Source organism: Mycoplana dimorpha, from assembly GCF_003046475.1.
GTDB classification, from domain to species: Bacteria; Pseudomonadota; Alphaproteobacteria; order Rhizobiales; family Rhizobiaceae; genus Mycoplana; species Mycoplana dimorpha.
The window spans coordinates 15499-35613 of the sequence record NZ_PZZZ01000002.1; the positions used below are offsets into that span (position 1 = coordinate 15499).

Sequence of the window (20115 nt, forward strand, 5' to 3'; positions counted from 1 at the left end):
TGGGGTAGTGCTCAGTTCAGCGTGCACGCCACGGATTCGGAGAACTGGCACTTGTCACCGGGCGCAGTGAAAGCGATCCGGTCAATCTGCATGCTGGTCGGGGCGGTGTAGGAGAACGCGCCCATCCAGTTGCTCAGCGTGTCGGTGCCCCAGAGGCTGACAAAAATCTTCTGGGCGTTGACGGGGAGTTTCGTCGCGTCCGTCACCTCATGCACCAGTCGCCCGTTGACGTAGTAGCGCAGGCGCTCCTTTTCCCAGACGAAGGCATAGTCGTTGAAGCCGCGGTTGGCGCCGCCGGGCACGTCCGCCAGCGCCTCGTTGCCGCCCTTGCCGGAGACATACTGGTTGAGCTGCACCTTGGCCGGGTTCTTGCCGAGAACCTCGAAATCGATCTCGTCATGGGGCTTCTTGTCGGCCGGGCCGATATAGGTGAAGAAGGCCGAATTGAGCCCGGAGCCATCGGCTGTCTTCATCCGGACCTCGTAGGTGCCGTAACCGAAGCGCTTGCGCGTCTGGATCTCGCCGCAGGTGAAGTCCCGCTCGCCGAGCTTGCGCTTCTCGAAGGTGAGCGATAACACGCCATCCTTGACTTGCACCTGGTCCTTCGACCAGGTGCAGTTCTGGTGCGCGCCGTTGTTCCAGCCGTCGGAGACGTACCAGACCGATGTGTCGAGCCTATCGAAGTTTTCCACGAAGGAGGCGCCGGTCGCGCCTTCCTGAGCGAAGGCGGGGACGGAGAAGGTTGCCGCAAGGATCGCCGCAAGAGCGGGTTGGATGGTTCGTTTGATCATGGCCGATAACACCTTTCAGCGTTGCGAGCTCGCCGAGCAGCCTGCGGGCTGCGCGGAAGGGACCGCGCCACTGGCGGGCGATCCCATTGCGTTGCCGCGCCTGGCGCGGTTGCCCGTCAGGAGCGCGTGCAGGGTGGGGAGCCCTTGCCGCACCAGGGCGTGGGAGGGGATGAGGATCGCGAACGCCAGCAGCGGCGCTGCGAAATAGAACAGCGGGTAGTTCTCTGTGCCGAGCCGGTTCCACGCCATCCAGAGCGCGACCAGCAGCGGATAGTGGGCGCAGAAGATCCAGAAGCTGAGACCGCCACCGGTTGCCAACCGTCCGCCGAGGCGGGTTTGTACGAGAAATGCGGAGAGTGCCCAGGCACCGACAATGCCGGAAAGCGCCGTCGCCGAGCGCAGCGCGTCCAGCCACACCGGGAATTCAGGCCCGGTGACGTAGAGGCCGACGGACAGCAGCAGCGCAGCCGAAAGGACCGCGAGCACGATGGCGCCCGCATGCCGGTCCACGGCCTTGAGATCGATCCGGTGCAGCGCAACGGCAATTCCGACCCCGAAGCCGAAGAGGATCGACTTCTTCAGGAAAAGGCCGTTCGGCACCGGCAGAACGGCATAGGCGAGGAATGCCAGCAGGGTGGCGCGGGGATGGTGCATCAGAAGATAGCCCAGCACCGGCGACAGGAGCAGGCATAGCAGTAGATCGCGCAGGAAATAGAGCGGCAGGTTAATTGGCCAGCCTTCGGCGGCAAAGGCCAGGGTCGCCACCTCCCGCGGCGTGGCCCCGACGACGTCGGGCAGATACCCGGCGCCGATGCCGTTCTTCTGGGCGAGCCAGACGAGCACGAGGAAAGCGCCGTTCCAGAGCAGGAAGGGCACGAGAACCGTCCTTGCCTTCGAGCGAAGCATCGTGCCGTAGCTGAAGCCGTCCAGTCCGCGCCGGAACAGGAGATATCCGGAGATCGCGCTGAGGCAGGGAACGCCGACCCGGAACAGGCTGTCGCCGAGGAACACGCGCACCCAGTCGATCAGCCCGTTCGCACCCGTGAACGGGCTATTTGCCGGATCGTAGGGCACGTGCACGAAAACGATCCCCGAGATCAGCAGTATGCGCATCAGGTTGATTCGCGACGACACGTTCGCGTTCATTTCCACGATGTCAGCCACCTCTATCTGGGCCGTTGCCACAGCCGGTTCAAACAGAGCGGACCGGTACCGCTTTCCTACGAAGCGACGCCAAGTCCGCCGAGAAAGGGTAGGTCGCATCGGGCAGGAAAATATGGCAGTGCAGCAAAAAACGATTCGCATGGGGTTGCAGGGCGGCGTCGATCGGCGGTGAAATCCCGGTCTGCTGACCTCGATCCGTCCGCCGTCTGTCCGGAAAACGGCCGAAGGCACAGGGTTTTGCAGAATCCGCTTATAGAAGCGCAGGCAGGCAACGGCAGATTGCATTGAAAGCCGCGAATTTATTGGAGAATTTGCCGAAACTTGCGATTTGGCAGTTCAATCGCGCGGCGAGAACGGCGGAATATGGCGGACCTGTGGCAGCCGGACCGCGGTCTGCCGGCTTATTCGGCAGGTTCGGCCGCAGCGACAGCCGCAGGCTTGCGTGCGAGTTCGAGGAGCCTTCGCAGGAGGCGCCGCTCGGTGACGAGGAGGAGCGCGCCATAGACGAAGCCGCCGATCAGCGCTCCTGCGACGACCTGCAGCGCGGCGTTCGGCACCAGCGCGCCGAAATGGACAAGCAGCAGCCGCACCACCAGCGCCATCACGAGCGCCGTGAACATGGGGCGGCAGGAGAGCAGGAAACCGCGCCAGAACGGCGTGCCGTCAGCCCGGAAGACGACGTAGGAATAGCCGACGAGCACCAGGCCGTTGACGATGCAGAGCCACACCATCGCCTCGACCAGCGAACCCTGGTAGGCGCCGTAGGCCACCGCAACAGTCGTGACCGCCGCCCGCAGGATGGCCCACCAGAAAAGCGTGCCGCCGCGGCCGATGCCCTTCAGATAGGGGATAAAGGTGCTGCAGGGCGTCAGAATGCCTTTCGACAGGGCCAGCAGTCCCAGTACCGGCCAGGCATAGGCCCACTGATGGCCGAACAAGGTCATCATGGCCGGCTCGGCGATGGCCCACAGGCCGAACATCATCGGCGCCAGCAACACGGTCGTCACCTGGGTGCTGAGCATGAGCGCATTCGAGCGCCGCGCGCGGTCCTGCATCATGCTGCCGAAGGCCGGGAAGAGGACGCCCATGACGGCCGACAGGACGACCTGGTTCGGAATGCTCGAGAACCGGTTCGCCGCGGAATAGGCGCCGGCATCCGCCAGGCCGAGAAAGCGCGAGATGATCACCATCGGCGACTGGAAGCTGACGAAATTGGCGATCTCGGAACCCATCATGCCGAGGCTGAACCGCGTCATCCCGAGTACTTTGCGCATCGAGAATGAAAAGCCGGGCACATACCGTGAGACGGCAAAAAGGCCGGCGATACGGATCAGCGCGGACAGGAAGATCTGCGCCACGAGCGCCCAGACCCCGAGCCCGGCGAGCGCCAGCAAGACGGCTGCGAGCGCACCGGCCGATTCGGAGATCATGTTCCAGAACGCGTCCTTGCTGAACTGCATGCGCCGCGCCAGCAGCGCATAGGCGACGTCGCCACCGAGCTGCAGCGGCACCAGCAGGCTCAGGATGCGCACCAGATAGGCCGCGTCGGAGGCCCCGAGCAGCGTTGCGACCGGCTCCGCCCACACGAAAAGCCCGAGCGCCATCAGACAGGAGATCGCCAGATTCGCCCAGAAGACGGAGTGGATCGTCTGCATGTCCTCGTCGCGCTGGACGATCAATGCCGATGCCAGACCAGCCCCCGCGATCATGGCCATGAACTGCACGATCGTAAGCGCGACGGCGACCGCGCCGAACTCCTCCGGCGACAGGATTCTCGCCAGAATCGGCACCGTGACAAACTTCAGCCCGAATGTGCTTGTCTTGGATAGCACGCTCCATCCCACGTTGCGCGTGACCGATTTGGCATTGACGACGGTGGGCATGGCAGCATCCTGAGCAAGCTGAAGAGAGCGAAAACCGCTTGAGGATCAACGCTGTAGGTAAGGCCTAACCCGATGGGAAAAGACCAGGCACACCTCTTTTAGGAAGACCGCAAGGGCGAAAAGATGGCGAAGCTGACTGTTGCAATCCCATTCTACCAGAAGGAACCAGGCATCCTGAGGCGGGCGCTCGCCTCCGTGTTCGCCCAATCCTTCGCAGACTTCGACGTCATCGTGGTCGACGACCAGTCGCCCTTTCCGATCGATGAGGAACTGGCGCCGCTTGCGCCCGAGCAGCGCGCCCGCATCACCGTCATCCGGCAGGACAATGCCGGTCCCGGAGGGGCGCGCAACACGGCGCTCGACAATACCCCGCCCGGTACGGAGTTCGTCGCCTTCCTCGATTCCGACGACGTCTGGGCCCCTGATCATCTGCGCAACGCCTATGATGCCATGACCCGTTTCGGGGCGGATTGCTACTGGGCGTCGATCACCGGCGGCGAGGCATTCTATTATCATTTCGGCGTCGCCGATCTCGAAAAGACCGAGCGGGTCGAGCGCCTGCAGGACGAGCCGCTCTTGGTCGAGATCCCGGAGCTTTCCAGCGTCATGCTGAAGAACTGGAGCTTCCTCCACCTCTCCTGCATGGTGATCGGCCGAAGCCTGTTCGAGACGGTCCGCTTCGATCCAAAGCTGCGGCTTGCCGCCGAGGACGTGCTGTTCTTTTGCGACTGTGTGCTCGCGGCAAAGCGTGTCGTTCTGTGCGATGCGCCGGGTGCCGTGCGCGGCGAGGGGATCAACATCTTCCACGGGATTGACAACGATTCCCCGCAGTTCCTGAAACAGCAGTTCAATACCTGGGTGGCACTCGACACGCTTGAGGGCCGGTTTGCGCGCCGTTCGGCCGAAGCGGCCTCCATCCGCTCCTACAAGAGCACGGCGCGACGCCAGGCGCTCTGGAGCCAGGCCCGGCTCGTCAAGCGCCGCAAGCTGCCGCAGGTGGAGCTGCTCGCCAAATGGGTCTGGCGCGATCCCGCGCTGTTGCGCAGCGCCTTCGAGCTCGCCGCTGGCAAGTTCTCGCGCTGACTGCCGCCACCTTACAGACAGACCCATCGCGACAAGGAGACCTGCATGAGGCCCTATTACTGGGAATCGCACCATGGCAATTTCGGCGACGACCTGAACCTCTGGCTCTGGGACTTCCTGTTGCCGGGGTTCCGCGGGGTTCACCCGGATGTCCTGCTCGTCGGGGTCGGCACCGTGCTGAACCGCGCGCTGCTGCCGGAAGGCGGGCGCAAACTGGTGCTGGGGAGCGGCTTCGGCTACGGGTCGCTGCCGGACATGGGCGATCGGGGCGAGTGGGATATTCGTTGCGTGCGCGGCCCGCTCACCGCGCGCAAGATCGGGGTCGATGAAAGCCTCGGTATCATCGACCCCGCCGTGATGGTGGCCGAGATGCCCGAGTTCCGGCATCTGGCGAAGGCGCACCGCATGAGTTTCGTGCCGCATTGGGAGTCGGCCATCGCCGGGCTTTGGCCGGAGGTCTGCGCCACGGTCGGCGTCAACTTCATCGATCCGCGCGGCGATGCGAAGGAGGTGATCGCCGAGATCGCCCGATCGGAGCTGGTCATCGCCGAGTCCATGCACGGCGCGATCCTGGCCGACGCCTTCCGGGTTCCCTGGATCGCGGTGACCACTTCGCGCAACATCAACAGTTTCAAGTGGAACGACTGGGCGAGCACGGTGGGCGTGAACTATCGGCCGCGCCAGGTCCCTGTGTCCAGCCGGGCCGAGGCGATCATCAAGGGCACGCGCTTCTGGGGCGTCGGCTTCGAGTCGCGGTCGCCAGCCGAGGCGCCGGCGGAGCGGTCTGACGGCGAGCTGATAGTGCGGACGCCGGCTCGGACATCGCTGCGCTCGGCTGCCAAGCAGATGCTTGCCGCGCCCTCGGCGCTGGCACTGTGGCAGGCAAGCCGGGCCGAGCCGCAACTGAGCGCCGATGCGGTGCTCGCCGAGCGCAAGGATCGCTTCCTTGCCGTTCTGGACGGGGTGCGGCGCGATTATCTTTGACGCCTCACCGCCATGTCGATCGTGGCTTCCTATCCGGAGCGGGAGGGGGCGGCGAGCAGGTAGCGGACCGCGCCGGTCTCCGGCGCCGCAGGCACGGAGCGACGGAAGCGCGCCGTCTTGTCGGTGAATATGCCGCCGGCGATCGCCGGAAATGCCGCCGGATTGGTCGCCACATAGGCCAGTGCGCGCCGGAACCCGCCCTGCTGCTTCAGATCAAGAAAGTGCCGCAGCTCGTAGCGCGCCCGGATATGGCGCTCGTGGCGGCTGATCAGCGACCGCGCCCGCGGCGACAGGCCGGATTGCGACAGCATTGCGCGATCGGCCTCGTAAAGACGCTTCAGGTCGTCGGTCCGGTGGCTGCCGCTCAGCGAATCTCCGCGCACGACGGCGCCGTAGCCGCAGCTATGGATAACCTTGTAGCGTGCGCCCTGCGCAAGGGCGCGGGCATAGAGGTCGTAGTCTTCGCCAAGCCGCAGCTGTTCCTGGTAGCGAAGGGCGTGCCTGTCCAGGAATTCGCGGCGCATCAGCGGTTTCAGAAAGCCGATTTCGCCCCTGCGGACGCCGCGCCGGGAGATGTTGCCGGCAACGAAGCCCGCCAGGGTGAGGGAATATGGCCGCGGCTCGAGATCGGCGATTTCGAGGGCGCGTGAGGCGCTGGATTGATCGACGAAGGCGATGTTGTCGGCGATGAAGTCCCAGTCGTCTTCTGCGAGCAGGCGCGAAAACCGTCCCGGCAGCAGGAAATCGTCGGCGTCGAGCACGGCAAGGATCGGCGCTCGGGAAACACGGATCGCATGGTTGCGGGCGGCGGAAGGGCCGCGGTTCTGGTCGAAGCGGTGGACCTGCAGCCGCCCGCTCGAATCCGCGGCGGCAAGCGCGGCAGCGCCGGTGTCGTCGGTCGACCCGTCGTCGATCACCACAACTTCGCTGGTTTCCCGCTCGCCGAGCGCCGACGACACGGCGCGTCCGATGGTCAGGGCAGCGTTTTTTGCAGCGATGATGACGCATATTCCATTGTTCATCGTCCCGGGGGCCTCCGTTGCGTGTGCGTCCATCCAGACGCATGTCCTTTGGCGTGCCGGCGCCTGGGCGCGTCACGGCACGGCGGCAACATGGGGGACGATCGTGTCGCCATCGCGACCAAAGCTCGTCTGCGCACAGGCCGACGTGCTTGGACGGACCATGTCGTGGAGCGGCGGCAGGCTAGAGGTTGGGCTGCCCGGGCTCTTTCAGCCGGGATATGCGGAGGGATGCGGCAGAATTCTCCGCGGCGGTTCGGGCGGTTCCTTCGACCCTGCGTCGCCTCTGGACTTCCTTCCAGACCAGGAAGACCACCCCTGCAAAATAGCCGATTTGCAGCAGAATGGCGCACACAAGCGTCTTGACGAGCGTTTCCGCCGGCGAACCCGTCAGGCCGTAGGTTGCGGCTGCGAAGACCAGCAAGGCGCCGATCATGCTCACGAATACGCGCGGACCATACATCGGTTAGCCTGCAATCGTCTGCTGAGTGAAAAACATCATTTCGAGGTGAGCTCCTCCGGGGCGCCCCGGCTTTGTGCCGAGTATACCGACCGCATCGCGCCGGTTCAATCGCCGGCTGTTTTCATCGCAGGACCCGCCGGGTGCAATTCAACATACCGTTATCGCAGGAAAAATGCGGCGAATCGCCGACGCGACGGGCCCCCTCATTGCCGCATTCGTGCCGCAATGCAGCAATGGCGAGAGCCGGGAGATGGCCGGATACAGCCTGTGGTAGGCGCAGCCACCCCGACCCGATAACGTTTTATTACAGGCTCCTGCGCTGTTGGCTCCCTTCGATTTGCACGTTCAGGAAATGTTGCGGCGCATCATTTCGCGATAGGGCAAATTTAAACCACGGAAAAATCTGGAGTTCGATAGACCACGCAGGCCGCTTTATAGCTTGGACCAGTTTAGAGCGCCAGTTTTGCTCGTTTTTCGGCTATATGCGGGAATATCGGATAATAGTAGTAACTTTCAGTGGCCACTTCGTTCCTGGAACTACTAGAGATTACACCGCTGCAGGGCGCTATTCATATATAAGCGCCTTCTGAAACGATGCGGGCCCGCCGGCAGCTCGCAAAAATATCCTTTTGAAAACAAATTATGACCATACGCGACGGTTTGGATAGCGCCGCCCCAAGTGGGCTGGACCAATTCCAAACGGGTAACGGAGCCAATTCTATGAAATCCGCGACACAATCGGCCGGCACAACTTTACCGAGCGCCGCTGGCCCCGCAGTCCCGCCGCTCGGCGGCGTTTCAAAGCGCGGGTGCGACATCGTGGCAGCAGTGCTGGCCCTTGCTTTCCTGGCCCCGGTCTTTCTGCTGATCGCGGCGCTGGTCAAGGCTTCCGACGGAGGCAGCGTCTTCTATGGGCACCGCCGCGTCGGCCACAACGGAAGAAGCTTCCGCTGCCTGAAGTTCAGGACCATGAGGGTGGATGCCGACCGTGTTCTCCAGGATTATCTGCGGGCCAATCCGCGAGCGTACGAGGAGTGGCGCAGCACGCGCAAGCTGAAGGACGACCCCAGGGTCACTGCTGTCGGCGCGGTGCTGCGCAAGCTGAGCCTCGACGAACTGCCGCAGCTTATCAACATCCTGCGCGGCGAGATGAGCGTCGTCGGTCCCCGCCCGGTGGTCGAGGACGAACTGGACCTATACGGGGGCGCTGCGGCCTACTACCTGCGTACCCGGCCGGGGCTGACCGGCCTGTGGCAGGTCAGCGGCCGCAACGACGTCTCCTACGCCACGCGCATCGCATTCGACACGCAGTATGTCCGCACATGGTCGCTCGCAAGGGATCTGGCCATCGTCTGCCGGACCATCCCCGCGGTCTGCCTGTCACGCGGCAGCTACTGATCGAATCTGCACCGCTGGCCGTCGGCTCGCTCCGCAGGGAGCGGGCTCTTGCCTAGATAACGGAACCATCCATGAGAACAGTTGAAAAGCCGGCACTGTCCCGCCTTCGCACCGCCGCCGCGGGACTCGCCTTCGCCTTTGCGCTCGCCCTTGCAGGACAGGCGGCCGCCGAGGAATACCGCCTCGATGTGCTCGACAAGCTCCGCGTCCGGGTCGTCGAGTGGCAGACGGCGGAGGGAGCCGTGCGCGACTGGTCCGCGATCAGCGGCGATTACGCCGTCGGTGCGTCCGGCGCCATCTCGTTGCCGCTCGTCGGCGAATTGCCGGTGTCCGGCCGGACTACTGCCGAGGTGGCCGACGAAATCGCACAGCGCATGCAGAAGCTGTTTGCGCTGCGCGACCTGCCATCCGCCTCCGTCGAGCTGGCCCAGTACCGGCCGATCTATGTCGCCGGCGAGGTGCAGAAGCCAGGCGAATATCCTTTCGCGCCCTCGATGACGGTCCTCAAGGCCGTCAGCCTCGGTGGCGGCCTGAAGCGCGGCGATGCCGGCCAGCGTTTCGCGCGGGATTTCATCCGCGCGGACGGCGATGCCTCGGTGCTGGTTGCCGAGCGCAACCGCCTGCTCGTCCGGCGCGCCAGGCTGCAGGCCGAACTGGCGGACAAGGACAGCATCGCCCCGCCGGCGGAGCTGAAGGATGCCCCTGACCTGGCGGCTCTGATTGAAAGCGAAACGGCGCTGATGGTCTCGCGCGACCGGCGGCAGAAGGTGCAACTGGCTGCCCTGGCAGACCTCAAGACACTGCTGCAGACCGAGATCGCCTCCCTGAACAAAAAGGCCGAAACGCAGGCCCGCCAACTGTCGCTGGTGGAGGAGGACCTGCAGAAGGTCGACAGTCTCGCGGAGAAAGGCCTGACCGTGAGCTCCCGCAAGCTCTCCCTCGAGCAGCGGGTCGCCGACGTGCAGGCCTCGCTGCTCGACATCGACACCGCCGCACTCAAGGCCAAGCAGGACTTTAGCAAGGCCACCCAGGACGAGACCAACCTGAAGAACGACTGGGACGCGGCACTGGCCCAGGAGATGCAGAACACCGAGCGCGAGCTCGAGGCCGTGACCTTGAAGCTTGCGACCAACCAGCGGCTGATGTCGGAAGCGCTGGCGCAGTCGGCCGAGGCCGCCGCCATGAAGGAGAACGCCACCGAGGCGGAGATTGCGTTTGTGATCGTCCGCGAGAAGGACGGCCGCGCCACCGAAATCCCGGCGACGGAGACGACGCAGGTTCTGCCAGGCGACGTGATCAAGGTGCAGTACAACGTCGCCATGCGATGAGGATGCAATGAGGATCGCCAAGCCAAGTCTGGTGACGCCCGGAGCGAACGGCATGTACGGCGTTGCCGCCGTGGCTGCCTCGCTGTTCGTCTTCGCCTACTCGTCGCGGTTCGGCCAGGTGTCGATCCTTGCCTATTACGGGCTGTGGCTGCCGCTCGTGCTGGTCGACTATCGCCGCGTGCTCGGCAACTACACGCGCTATCTGTGGATCTTCGCCTTTGCGATCTTCGCCTGCCTGACGATGTTCTGGTCGGCGGCGCCCTCGCAGACGCTACGCACCGGAATCCAGTACCTCTCGCATGTGGTCTGTGCGCTGATTGCGATGCGCACCATCGACAGCCGCACGCTGGCGCGCGGCGTGCTCATCGGCGCCGGCCTCGTCCTTGCCTATTCCTTCGCCTTCGGCGTCTACCACGCCGATCCGCTCGACGGCACCGTCAGCTTCGTCGGCGCCTTTTCCTCGAAAAACCAGCTCGGCTTCTACGCCTCGCTCGGCGTCTATTTCGCGGTGGCCGCCATCCTCTTTCTCGGCGAGCGTCGCCTGTGGCTGGCGGTCGGCGCCGCCGTCGGCCTGCTCTCGGCCTATGCGCTCGTTCAGTCGCAGTCGGCGACCTCCGTCCTCACGACGGCTGCGATCGCCGGCTGCGCGTTCGGGCTTGCTATGCTGACGCGGCTTTCGCCGCAGCACCGGAAGGCGCTGTTCGTCGCCGGCTCGGTGGCTCTCGTCGTTGGCGGGGCCGCCTTCATATCCGCAGGCGGCTACGAAATGGTGCTCGGCGCCTTCGGCAAGGACGCGACGCTGACCGGCCGCACCTATCTCTGGCAGCAAGGCATCGAGGCCGCCGCCGCTACCCCATGGGTGGGGGTCGGATACCAGGCCTATTGGGTCCAGGGCTTCTCCGAAGCCGAGCGCCTATGGGAGGAATTCTATATCGGCACCCGCTCCGGGTTCCATTTCCACAACACCTTCATAGAGGCCGTGGTCGAAACCGGAGGGATCGGGCTGGCGCTGCTGTGCATGGTCGTCGTCGTCACGGTGGCCGGGCACCTCCGCCGCTTCCTCTCGGCCGACGGCGATCGCGAGGCAGCCGTGCTGCTTGGCGCGGGCCTGCTGCTGGCGATGCGCGCCTTCGTCGAGATCGACATCATGAACCCCTATCACGTCGGCTCCTTTCTCCTTTACTTCGCCGCCGGCAAGCTGACGCTTCCCGCTCGACGGAGTGGGCCGGTTTCGGTGCGATGGCCCGCGCCGAGGCTTGCGGCCGCCACGCTCGCCCGGACCTGGCGATGAGGACGCTCTACGGCATTCAGTATCTGCGCGCGGCGGCGGCGATTGCCGTCGTGCTGTTCCATGCCGCCGAGCGGACGGGTGGGCACTTTGGCATCGGCGCGGCCGGGGTCGACGTGTTCTTCGTCATCAGCGGCTTCGTCATGTGGCTGGTCAGCGAGCGCCGGCCGGTGACTCCGGGCCGCTTCCTCACCGATCGCATCGTGCGCATCGTTCCGACCTATTGGCTCGCGACGGCCGTGATGGTGTTCGGCGCCTTTGCGGGCCTCTTCCCGAATCTCTCGCTTTCGATCGGCCATTTGCTCGGCTCTCTGCTGTTCATTCCCGTCGCCTCGCCGAGCAGCGGCGAGGTCTGGCCGGTGCTGGTGCAGGGCTGGACGCTGAACTACGAGATGTTTTTCTACGCCATTTTTGCTTTGGCCCTGCTGCTGCCGAAACGGAAGCGTTTGCCGGCGCTTGCCTTGACGTTTGCGAGCCTGGTGGCGGCAGGCATGGCGCTGCAGCCGGACGATCCGCTGCTTCGGACCTACACACGGCCGATCATCCTGGAATTCGTCGCCGGGATGGCGTTGGGGCGGTTCTGGACGGAAGGACGCGTTCCGCCGCCGCCAATCGGCGCGGCGCTCGTGATCCTCGCGATCGCCGGTTTCGCGGCGATCGAGTTCTTCCGGCTGCCGTTTGACGAGTGGAACTGTGGGCCGCTGGCCATCGCCCTCGTGCTTGGCGTCCTGAGCCTGGAAGCCAAGGCACGGCTGCGTCTTCTGCCGCCTCTGGCCTTTCTCGGCGACGCGTCCTATTCGATCTACCTCTGGCACACCTTCGCGGTCTCCGTGGTCGCCAAGTTCGCGGCGCGGTTCGAGCTCGCAGCGCCTGCCGCCTTCGCACTGGCCTGCGTCCTCGGCATCCTTGCCGGCGTGGCCGCGTATGTGCTTGTCGAGCGGCCGTTGCTGACTGCGTCGCGCGGCCGACGAAACCGTGCAGCGGCCACCAGTGCCGCGCTCACCGCCGAGGGTAGGAGCTGACGTGATCCGGCTTCCGGCAGCCGGATTACGTCCTGACTTACCTCCGGATTGATCGCGCGAAGTTGCCGGTCACCGCGTGCCGGCCTTGTCGCTCCCCGTTCCAGTGCCCGATGCGGACAGGCTGGGTACGCCCTGGCAAGCTGCCCTCCACCCGAGGCCGTCCACGGTGCCGCCTTGGGGCCGGTACTCGCACCCCACAAAGCCGGTGTAGCCGAGGGCGTCGATCTCGGCGCAGATCTGGGCATCGTCGAGTTCGCCGGTGCCCGGCTCGTTTCGCCCGGGGACGGCGGCGATCTGGATATGGCCGATATGCGCCATCATCGATCGCAACGCCATGATCACGTCGCCGTGCAGGATCTGGCGGTGGTAGATGTCGAACTGCAGCCTGACGTGCGGCTGGTCGATCTCTGCGAGGAAAGCGAGGGCCCGGTCGAAATCGTTGAGGAAATAGCCGGGCATGTCGCGCCGGTTGATCGGCTCGATCACCAGCCCGACTCCGGCTTCGCCGGTCCGGTCAGCTGCGAAGCGGAGGGCATCGCGGTAGCTGCGGACGGCCGACGCATCGGATGCGTCGGCGATGCCCGCCATCATGTGCAGCAGCGGCGTGCCGATCACCCCGGCGTACCGGATGCCAAGGTCGACTGCGGTGCGGAACTCCTTCGAACGGTGGGGCAGGGCGGCGAGGCCGCGGTCTCCCTTCGACCAGTCGCCCGGAGGCATGTTGAAAAGCGCCTGCTTCAGACCGGCCGCCTGCAGCCGCGCCGCGACAACCTCGGCCGGGTGATCGTAGGGAAACAGGTACTCGACCGCCTCGAAACCGGCATCCGCCGCGGCCTGGAATCTGTCCAGGAAGGCGTATTCGTTGAACATCATGGTGAGGTTGGCGGCAAAGCGCGGCATGTCAGCTTTCCTGCCTGCCGCCGGGCAGGTCGATGCCGGCAATGTTTGCCAGCAGGCGGGCGACGGAGCTGTCGTCGTCGCGGCCCATGCCGGCGGCCTCGGTCATGACGAACAGCTGCAAGGCGGCGCTTGCGATCGGCAGCGGGAACTTCTGACGACGCCCGATATCGGAGACGATGCCGAGGTCCTTGGTGAAGATCGAGACGGCACTGTGCGGCGTGTAGTCGCCGGCCAGCACATGCGAAATGCGGTTTTCGAACATCCAGCTGTTGCCGGCCGACTTGGTGATGACATCGAACACGCGCGAGATGTCGAGGTCCAGGCTCTTGGCGAAGGTGATCGCCTCGCAGGCAGCAGCGATGTGAACGCCGGCCAGAAGCTGGTTGACGATCTTGAAGGATGAGCCGACGCCGGGTTCCGCGCCGAGCTCGTAGACGGTGCCCGCCATTGCCTGCAGCGCCGGCCGGGCGGCTGCGAAGGCATCTTCCGATCCGGAGGCCATGAAGGTCAGCTCGCCGCGGTCGGCCTTGACCCAGCCGCCGCTGATCGGCCCGTCGAGATAGAGAAGCCCGCTTTTCTCGGCACGGCGGCCGAATTCCCGTGCCTCCGTCGGCGCCATGGTCGCGCAGGATATGATAACAGATCCCGGCGTCAGGGAGGCGATGATGCCATCAGGGCCAAAAAGGACGGACTCCGTCTGGGCGGCGTTGACGACGACGACCACGACGATGCGGGCGGGCTCGACCGCATCGGCCGGATTTCGGCAAGCGGTTCCTCCGGCCTCCGCCAGCGCGGAAAGCGCATCGGGGTCGACGTCGAATCCGCGCACCTGAAACCCGCCGCGCAGCAGCGATCGCGCCATCCCGAGCCCCATCGAGCCGAGGCCGATCACGGCGACGCTGGCGGCTTCTTGGTCGGGCTCAGTTGCCGCGTTCTCGCGATCCAGTATCATCGACAGCACTCCGGAAAGATGTTGAGGCGAGTATCTCAGCGCTAACATCAATTTCAGAACACATCCCCTAGCCAAGATCAAGCGGTATATGTTAGCGCTGAGATCGGAACGACGTCCAGGGAGACGGGTGGATGCAGACGGCGACGCTGGCGCATGTGGCGCGATTGGCCGCGGTGAGCGAGAACACCGTCTCGCGGGTTATCCGCAACAAGGGACCGATCGCGGAAGAGACCCGCAGGCGCGTCCTGGCGGCAATAGAGCAGCTCGGCTACCTCCCGAACCGGGCCGCGGGCGCGCTGGCGTCGTCCTCGTCGCTGATCATCGGCGTCCTTTTGCCGTCGCTGTCAAATATCGTGTTTCCCGAGGTCCTGCGTGGCATCCATGCCGGGCTGGCCGACACGCTGTACCAGCCGATGATCGGCGTCACGGACTATGACCTCGACCAGGAGCAGCGGCTGCTGGCCTCCCTGCTGGCCTGGCAGCCGGCCGCGATCATCACGACCGGCTTCGAACATACCCAGGCGAGCCGGCGCATGCTGGCGAATGCGAGGGTCCGCGTCGCCGAACTGATGGACATCGACGCCAGGCCTATCGACGTCGCGGTCGGGCTATCCCATCGCAGCGCGGGCGTGGCGACCGCGCGGCACCTGGTGAGCCGGGGTTATCGTCGCATAGGCTATGTCGGGCACGACTGGACAGCCGACCGCCGCGCCGCCTTGCGCTACGAGGGCCTTTGCCAGGGATTGCAGGAGGCCGGCCTGTCGCTGGTCGCCGAACAGCGTTTCGATGGGCCGAGCTCGACGCTTGCCGGCCGCGATACGCTGGCGCGCCTCGTCGAGGGGGACGCCAGCGTCGACGCCGTCGCCTTTTCCAACGATGACATGGCGGTCGGCGGCTTCATGCACTGTCTGGCGGCCGGTATCGCGGTGCCGGGGAGGCTGGCGCTCTTCGGCTTCAACGGCCTCGAGATCGGCCAGGTTCTGCCGAAGCCGCTTGCGACGATCCGGTCCAACCGGTTCCTGATCGGCAGGGTCGCCGTCGAGAAGCTGCTCGAATCCGGCGAACGATCGGCCGAACCGCAGGTGATCGACACGGGCTTCGAAATCGTCGCGGGGGCAACCGCGTGAGTCTGAGCCAGGGGAGGAAAACATGCTTCTGGGCGCCATAGCCGACGACCTTACAGGCGCGACCGATCTCGCCCTGATGCTGTCGCGCGAAGGAATGCGAACGGTGCTTGCGGTCGGCGTGCCGCCGGACGATTTCGAATACCAGGGCGCCGACGCCGTTGTGGTGGCCTTGAAGTCGCGCACCAGTCCGGCGGCGGAGGCAGTCACGCTTTCGCTTCGCGCACTCGCCTGCCTGACCGGGTCGGGGGCCCGGCAGGTCATGTTCAAATATTGCTCCACCTTCGATTCCACGCCCGAGGGCAATATCGGGCCTGTCGCCGAGGCCCTGCTGGAGGCGCTTAAGACGGATATCACGATCGTCTGCCCTGCCTTCCCGGCAAACGGTCGAACCGTCTATCAGGGGCACCTCTTCGTCGGCGACCAGCTGCTGTCGGAAAGTCCGATGAAGGACCACCCGCTGACGCCGATGACCGATTCCAGCCTTGTCCGGCTGATGCACGCGCAGACGCGCCTGCCCGTCGGCCTTGTCGACCGCAAGACGGTTGCAGGTGGTCCTGCCGCTGTTCGGGATGCCTTCGAACGAGCCCGCGGCCAAGGAACGAAGCTGCTTGTCGTCGATGCGATCTCCGACGACGACCTGCGGGTGATCGGGGAGGCCGCGGCCGGACTGCGGCTCGTCACCGGCGGCTCGGGGATCGCAATCGGGCTTCCGGAAAATTTCCGACGGGCCGGTCTGCTCGGCGTTAGCCGGATAACGAGCCGGTTCGCCGCGCCGCCCGGCCGGGCGGTTACACTGGCGGGGTCCTGCTCCAGGGCGACCCGAGACCAGATCGCGACGGCGCTGGCAGCCGGAACGCCGGCCTTCAGGGTCGATCCTGTCGCGATCGCCGAGACACGGCTGTCGCCGGGCCAGGTGGTTGAATGGGCAGTGGCTACGGAGGGAGTGCCGCTGATCTATTCCAGCGCCGAGCCGCAGGCAGTGCGGGATGCGCAGCAGCGGCTGGGGCGGGATCGCGCCGGCGAGATCGTCGAACACTTCCTGGCCGATGCCGCTGCAGGGCTTCTGGACCGCGGCTTCTCCCGCTTTCTCGTGGCGGGTGGGGAGACCTCCGGTGCGGTTGTCGGGGCACTCGGCGTACCGGCGCTTCTGATCGGTCCCGAGATCGATCCCGGCGTGCCCTGGACGCTCAGCCTCGGCAGCGAGCGCCCGCTTGCGCTGGCGCTTAAGTCGGGCAATTTCGGCGGCACTGGGTTTTTCTCGAAGGCCTGGGAGATGCTGTCATGACGGCGATCCTTTCGGAAGAGACCCGCATGCGCGACGAGATCGTGGAGGTTGGCCGGTCGCTGTTCGACCGGCTCTTCACCTTCGGCTCGACCGGCAATATCAGCGTCCGGCTCTCCAGCGGCGAGACGCTGATGACTCCGACCAATACCTCGCTCGGCCGGCTGGACCCCGGTCGCTTGTCGAAATTTTCCGCCGACGGCGTGCACATTGGCGGCGACAAGCCCACCAAGGAAGCCTTTCTCCACCAGTGCATGTATTGCCAGCGGCCGGAGGCCGGCGCCGTGGTCCACCTGCATTCGACCCATGCGGTGGCCGTCAGCATTCTGGACGGCCTCGATGAGACCGACCTGCTCCCGCCGCTCACGGCCTATTACGTCATGCGCGTCGGGCGCCTGCCGCTCGTTCCCTACTTTCCGCCAGGCGATGCCGCGCTGGCCGAAGCCGTGGCGGCGAAGGCCCGGGAAAGCCACGCGGTGCTGCTCGCCAACCACGGGCCCGTTGTGGCCGGCGCGACCCTGAGGGACGCCCAGTACGCCAGCGAGGAGCTGGAGGAGACCGCGAAGCTGTTTCTGCTGTTGCGCGGCGAGCGCATCCGGCCGCTGACCGGCGCGCAGCGTGACCTGTTGCGGGAAAGGTAACCGCCTCGGAAATCCGGATTGCACGCGTGTCGGCCGATGCGCTGCACAATGCCTTTGCTGCACTGCCGCTACGATCTGCCGTTGACTAGTCATACTTTTGCCCGTTCTATGCAACTGATCTGGTGGACCAACCAGTAGTCAGTTAACGGCGAAAGGGCAGAATGAACGGGCGACCGATCCTCACGCAGATGCCGGAAGTCGGGCACAGGCTCGACCGCCGCACCGCGCGCGACGTGATCGCGGAAAAGCTCATGGTGCTGATCGCCACCAACATGCTCCGCCCCGGCGACGAGCTTCCCGGCGAACGCGAACTCGCCCAGGTTCTCCATGTCAGCCGCGAGACCGTGCGCGGCGCGATCCAGACGCTTGCCGCACGCGGCATCGTCGAGGTTTCGCAGGGCAGCCGGACGCGCGTCGCCAATGTCGATCTCAGCGATGTCACCGTGACGATCGCAACCCCGAATGCCATCGACAGCTACGATCTCGACAGCGTCCACGCCGCGCGGCTGCACATCGAGTTGAAGGTCGTCGGCGACGCGGCCGAGCGGATCGATGTTGCGACGCTGGAGAAGCTCGACAGCCTTCTCGAGGCGCAAAAGCTCTGCGGCAGCGATCCGATGCGCTTTTTGATCTGCGACCGCGAATTCCACCTGGCGATCTACCGGGCCTGCGGCAATACCCTGCTCGCCGATTTCGTCACCGATCTCTACACCTACATGATGAATCACCGTCGCATCGCCATGTCGCGCCCCGGCGCGATCGAGGCGAGCTACGAGGACCATGCCGGGATCGTCGCGGCCCTGCGGCGACACGACCGGACGGCGGTGGTCGATGCCTTCCGGCATCACCTGATGCGCATCTACGAGACGACGCGGGAGCTTTTGGGCGAAGCCGCGCCGGCGCACGAGCATACACGGGGAGATACGGCACGCTGATCCGGTCGGACCGGACGGCACAACGGGGAGGTTGGCCGCGCATGCATGTGATGGTGATAGGCGCTGCCGGAATGATCGGCCGCAAGCTGGTCCAGTCGCTGGCCGCCGACGGCACGGCGATCGGTGCCGAGATCGAGCGGCTGACGCTGGTCGACGTCGTCGCGCCGTCCGTGCCGCCCGCATTTCCGATGGCAGAGGCACTGGAAATCGATCTCTCCCAGCCGGGCTCGGCCGCGCCGCTTGTTGCCAGGCGTCCGGATATCATCTTCCACCTTGCCGCGGTCGTGTCCGGCGAGGCCGAAACCGATTTCGACAAGGGCTACCGCGTCAATCTCGACGGGACGCGGGCACTGTTCGAGGCGATCCGCCAGGAGGGGGAGCGCGAGCCCTATCGGCCGCGGGTGCTCTTCGCCTCGTCGATCGCCGTGTTCGGCGAGCCGTTCCCCGAAAAAATCGGCGACGAGTTCTTCACGACGCCGCTGACGAGCTACGGCACGCAGAAGGCGATCTGCGAGCTGCTGCTGGCGGACTACACCCGCAGGAGGTTCTTCGACGGTGTCGGCATCCGCCTGCCGACGATCTGCATCCGCCCGGGCACGCCCAACAAGGCGGCGTCTGGCTTCTTCTCCAACATCCTGCGCGAGCCGCTTTCGGGGAAGGAAGCGGTGCTGCCGGTCGACGAGAGCGTGCGGCACTGGTTTGCAAGTCCACGCTCTGCGGTCGGCTTCTTCCTGCACGCCGCGCGCATAGACACGGCGGCGATCGGGCCGCGTCGCAACCTCACTATGCCCGGGCTTTCCGCCCTCGTCGGCGAGGAGATCGAGGCGCTGCGGCGCGTTGCCGGCGACAAGGCCGTGAAGCTGATCCGCCGCGAACCGGATCCGGCGATCCGGCGGATCGTCTCCGGTTGGGCGACTGATTTCGACGCGAGGCGGGCCCTTGCGCTCGGCTTTTCGGCGGAGAAAAGCTTCGACGAGATCATCCGCATTCACATCGACGACGAACTGGGAGGAAGCATCTGATGGCGCGCGCAGGGCAGACAGGCAAGGGCAGGATTGCGCTTGTCACCGGTGGCGGCACCGGGGTCGGGCGGGCGATCGCCGAAGCGCTCGCGGCCGAAGGCTACGCCGTCGTTATCACCGGCCGGCGGATGGAGGTGCTGGACGCCTCTGCCGCCGCCATCGCCGGCAATACAGGCGCCACCGTTAAGGCGGTGCCCTGCGACATCGGCGACCCGCTGCAGGTGTCGAGCCTGTTCGAGACGATCCGCACGCAGTTCGGCCGCCTCGATCTGCTCGTCAACAATGCCGGCAGCAATACGCCGGCGATCCCGATGGAGGACCTGACCTTCGAGCAGTGGAACACGGTGGTAGCGGCCAATCTCACCGGCGCCTTCCTGTGCACGCAGCAGGCGCTGCGGCTGATGAAGGCGCAAGAGCCGCGCGGCGGACGCATCATCAACAATGGCTCGATCTCGGCGACCACGCCCCGCCCGCACTCCGCCCCCTATACAGCCACCAAGCACGCGATCACCGGGCTGACGAAATCGACGGCACTCGACGGGCGGCCGTTCGACATCGCCTGCGGCCAGATCGACATCGGCAACGCGGCGACAGAGATGACCTCGAAGATGAGCTCCGGCGTGCTGCAGGCCAACGGCGAGATCGCCGCCGAGCCGACGATCGCAGTCGAGCACGTCGCCAACGCCGTCATCTACATGGCAAGCCTGCCGCTCGATGCAAACGTGCTCACCATGACGGTGATGGCGACCAAGATGCCGCTGGTCGGCCGCGGCTAGCGGCCGGTTTTGAATGATCTGGATTGCGGCAGAAGGCCAGGGAGGCCCGCCGCAGTT

General features: G+C 65.4%; 19 protein-coding genes. 12 read left to right on the forward strand and 7 right to left on the reverse strand.

Going from position 1 to position 20115, the window contains the following annotated elements; genetic code table 11:
• Nucleotides 1–11 precede the first annotated feature (11 nt).
• From exoK to C7449_RS03705, 3 genes are all read right to left on the reverse strand, one after another.
• A complete protein-coding gene (gene exoK, locus C7449_RS03695) occupies nt 12–791 on the reverse strand; it encodes an endo-1,3-1,4-beta-glycanase ExoK (RefSeq protein ID WP_108001452.1) in 780 nt (259 codons plus the stop codon).
• A 15-nt stretch (nt 792–806) separates the two neighbouring features.
• Nucleotides 807–1937: an acyltransferase family protein gene (locus C7449_RS03700; protein ID WP_108002038.1), complete on the reverse strand. Its 1131-nt coding sequence runs from the start codon at nt 1935–1937 to the stop codon at nt 807–809.
• Nucleotides 1938–2356: 419 nt separating this feature from the next.
• Nucleotides 2357–3838: a lipopolysaccharide biosynthesis protein gene (locus tag C7449_RS03705; RefSeq protein WP_108001453.1), complete on the reverse strand. Its 1482-nt coding sequence runs from the start codon at nt 3836–3838 to the stop codon at nt 2357–2359.
• 123 nt (nt 3839–3961) lie between these two features.
• Here C7449_RS03705 and C7449_RS03710 point away from each other — a divergent pair, with 123 nt between their 5' ends.
• Nucleotides 3962–4921 carry a glycosyltransferase family 2 protein gene (locus C7449_RS03710; protein WP_108001454.1) on the forward strand — a complete coding sequence of 320 codons (960 nt, stop codon included), beginning with the start codon at nt 3962–3964 and terminating at the stop codon, nt 4919–4921.
• Nucleotides 4922–4966: 45 nt separating this feature from the next.
• A complete protein-coding gene (locus tag C7449_RS03715; protein WP_108001455.1) occupies nt 4967–5905 on the forward strand; it encodes a polysaccharide pyruvyl transferase family protein in 939 nt (312 codons plus the stop codon).
• A 29-nt stretch (nt 5906–5934) separates the two neighbouring features.
• Here C7449_RS03715 and C7449_RS03720 read toward each other — a convergent pair whose 3' ends face one another.
• Both C7449_RS03720 and C7449_RS03725 read right to left on the reverse strand, forming a co-directional pair.
• Nucleotides 5935–6927, reverse strand: a complete 993-nt coding sequence (locus C7449_RS03720) for a glycosyltransferase family 2 protein (protein ID WP_108001456.1) — start codon at nt 6925–6927, stop codon at nt 5935–5937.
• A gap of 181 nt (nt 6928–7108) precedes the next feature.
• The gene (locus C7449_RS03725; protein ID WP_374828320.1) at nt 7109–7360 is read right to left on the reverse strand and encodes an exopolysaccharide production repressor protein; all 252 of its coding nucleotides are present in this window, start codon (nt 7358–7360) and stop codon (nt 7109–7111) included.
• A gap of 747 nt (nt 7361–8107) precedes the next feature.
• On the opposite strand from C7449_RS03725, the gene C7449_RS03730 reads away from it, so the two are divergent.
• The 4 genes from C7449_RS03730 (at nt 8108) to C7449_RS03745 (ending at nt 12423) form a co-directional block, all read left to right on the forward strand.
• On the forward strand, nt 8108–8785 hold the full coding sequence (locus C7449_RS03730; protein WP_108001458.1) for a sugar transferase: 678 nt from the start codon (nt 8108–8110) through the stop codon (nt 8783–8785).
• Nucleotides 8786–8856: 71 nt separating this feature from the next.
• Nucleotides 8857–10113: a polysaccharide biosynthesis/export family protein gene (locus tag C7449_RS03735; RefSeq protein ID WP_108001459.1), complete on the forward strand. Its 1257-nt coding sequence runs from the start codon at nt 8857–8859 to the stop codon at nt 10111–10113.
• 7 nt (nt 10114–10120) lie between these two features.
• Nucleotides 10121–11404 (forward strand): O-antigen ligase family protein, encoded by a 1284-nt coding sequence (locus tag C7449_RS03740; protein WP_108001460.1) that lies wholly within the window; start codon nt 10121–10123, stop codon nt 11402–11404.
• Entirely contained in the window at nt 11401–12423 is a 1023-nt protein-coding gene (locus C7449_RS03745) for an acyltransferase family protein (RefSeq protein WP_108002039.1), read from the forward strand. Before C7449_RS03740 ends, C7449_RS03745 begins: the two co-directional genes overlap by 4 nt.
• 69 nt (nt 12424–12492) lie before the next feature.
• On the opposite strand, the gene otnI is transcribed toward C7449_RS03745, so the two are convergent.
• Both otnI and ltnD read right to left on the reverse strand, forming a co-directional pair.
• Nucleotides 12493–13323 carry a 2-oxo-tetronate isomerase gene (otnI, locus tag C7449_RS03750; RefSeq protein ID WP_108001461.1) on the reverse strand — a complete coding sequence of 277 codons (831 nt, stop codon included), beginning with the start codon at nt 13321–13323 and terminating at the stop codon, nt 12493–12495.
• Between the two features lies 1 nt (nt 13324).
• Nucleotides 13325–14275, reverse strand: a complete 951-nt coding sequence (ltnD, locus tag C7449_RS03755; protein ID WP_108001462.1) for an L-threonate dehydrogenase — start codon at nt 14273–14275, stop codon at nt 13325–13327.
• 131 nt (nt 14276–14406) lie between these two features.
• On the opposite strand from ltnD, the gene C7449_RS03760 reads away from it, so the two are divergent.
• The 6 genes from C7449_RS03760 to C7449_RS03785 all read left to right on the forward strand — a co-directional run bounded on the left by C7449_RS03760 (nt 14407) and on the right by C7449_RS03785 (nt 20058).
• Nucleotides 14407–15402 (forward strand): LacI family DNA-binding transcriptional regulator, encoded by a 996-nt coding sequence (locus C7449_RS03760; RefSeq protein ID WP_108001463.1) that lies wholly within the window; start codon nt 14407–14409, stop codon nt 15400–15402.
• 22 nt (nt 15403–15424) lie between these two features.
• On the forward strand, nt 15425–16687 hold the full coding sequence (gene otnK, locus C7449_RS03765) for a 3-oxo-tetronate kinase (RefSeq protein ID WP_108001464.1): 1263 nt from the start codon (nt 15425–15427) through the stop codon (nt 16685–16687).
• A gap of 26 nt (nt 16688–16713) precedes the next feature.
• Nucleotides 16714–17325 (forward strand): 3-oxo-tetronate 4-phosphate decarboxylase, encoded by a 612-nt coding sequence (gene otnC / locus C7449_RS03770; RefSeq protein WP_374828319.1) that lies wholly within the window; start codon nt 16714–16716, stop codon nt 17323–17325.
• 161 nt (nt 17326–17486) lie between these two features.
• Nucleotides 17487–18260 (forward strand): FadR/GntR family transcriptional regulator, encoded by a 774-nt coding sequence (locus tag C7449_RS03775; RefSeq protein WP_108001466.1) that lies wholly within the window; start codon nt 17487–17489, stop codon nt 18258–18260.
• 41 nt (nt 18261–18301) lie between these two features.
• On the forward strand, nt 18302–19282 hold the full coding sequence (gene denD, locus C7449_RS03780) for a D-erythronate dehydrogenase (protein ID WP_108001467.1): 981 nt from the start codon (nt 18302–18304) through the stop codon (nt 19280–19282).
• The gene (locus C7449_RS03785; protein WP_108001468.1) at nt 19282–20058 is read left to right on the forward strand and encodes an SDR family oxidoreductase; all 777 of its coding nucleotides are present in this window, start codon (nt 19282–19284) and stop codon (nt 20056–20058) included. Before denD ends, C7449_RS03785 begins: the two co-directional genes overlap by 1 nt.
• Nucleotides 20059–20115: the final 57 nt, after the last annotated feature.

Excerpts from the sequence above, each read along its gene's own strand:
- denD (WP_108001467.1), top strand. The coding sequence starts at position 18,302 with ATGCATGTGATGGTGATAGGCGCTGCCGGAATGATCGGCCGCAAGCTG.
- C7449_RS03775 (WP_108001466.1), top strand. The coding sequence starts at position 17,487 with ATGAACGGGCGACCGATCCTCACGCAGATGCCGGAAGTCGGGCACAGG.
- C7449_RS03785 (WP_108001468.1), top strand. The coding sequence starts at position 19,282 with ATGGCGCGCGCAGGGCAGACAGGCAAGGGCAGGATTGCGCTTGTCACC.
- C7449_RS03745 (WP_108002039.1), top strand. The coding sequence starts at position 11,401 with ATGAGGACGCTCTACGGCATTCAGTATCTGCGCGCGGCGGCGGCGATT.
- otnK (WP_108001464.1), top strand. The coding sequence starts at position 15,425 with ATGCTTCTGGGCGCCATAGCCGACGACCTTACAGGCGCGACCGATCTC.
- C7449_RS03715 (WP_108001455.1), top strand. The coding sequence starts at position 4,967 with ATGAGGCCCTATTACTGGGAATCGCACCATGGCAATTTCGGCGACGAC.
- C7449_RS03710 (WP_108001454.1), top strand. The coding sequence starts at position 3,962 with ATGGCGAAGCTGACTGTTGCAATCCCATTCTACCAGAAGGAACCAGGC.
- C7449_RS03760 (WP_108001463.1), top strand. The coding sequence starts at position 14,407 with ATGCAGACGGCGACGCTGGCGCATGTGGCGCGATTGGCCGCGGTGAGC.
- C7449_RS03720 (WP_108001456.1), bottom strand. The coding sequence starts at position 6,927 with ATGAACAATGGAATATGCGTCATCATCGCTGCAAAAAACGCTGCCCTG.
- exoK (WP_108001452.1), bottom strand. The coding sequence starts at position 791 with ATGATCAAACGAACCATCCAACCCGCTCTTGCGGCGATCCTTGCGGCA.
- C7449_RS03700 (WP_108002038.1), bottom strand. The coding sequence starts at position 1,937 with ATGAACGCGAACGTGTCGTCGCGAATCAACCTGATGCGCATACTGCTG.
- otnI (WP_108001461.1), bottom strand. The coding sequence starts at position 13,323 with ATGCCGCGCTTTGCCGCCAACCTCACCATGATGTTCAACGAATACGCC.
- otnC (WP_374828319.1), top strand. The coding sequence starts at position 16,714 with ATGCGCGACGAGATCGTGGAGGTTGGCCGGTCGCTGTTCGACCGGCTC.
- C7449_RS03740 (WP_108001460.1), top strand. The coding sequence starts at position 10,121 with ATGAGGATCGCCAAGCCAAGTCTGGTGACGCCCGGAGCGAACGGCATG.
- C7449_RS03730 (WP_108001458.1), top strand. The coding sequence starts at position 8,108 with ATGAAATCCGCGACACAATCGGCCGGCACAACTTTACCGAGCGCCGCT.
- C7449_RS03705 (WP_108001453.1), bottom strand. The coding sequence starts at position 3,838 with ATGCCCACCGTCGTCAATGCCAAATCGGTCACGCGCAACGTGGGATGG.
- C7449_RS03735 (WP_108001459.1), top strand. The coding sequence starts at position 8,857 with ATGAGAACAGTTGAAAAGCCGGCACTGTCCCGCCTTCGCACCGCCGCC.
- C7449_RS03725 (WP_374828320.1), bottom strand. The coding sequence starts at position 7,360 with ATGATCGGCGCCTTGCTGGTCTTCGCAGCCGCAACCTACGGCCTGACG.
- ltnD (WP_108001462.1), bottom strand. The coding sequence starts at position 14,275 with ATGATACTGGATCGCGAGAACGCGGCAACTGAGCCCGACCAAGAAGCC.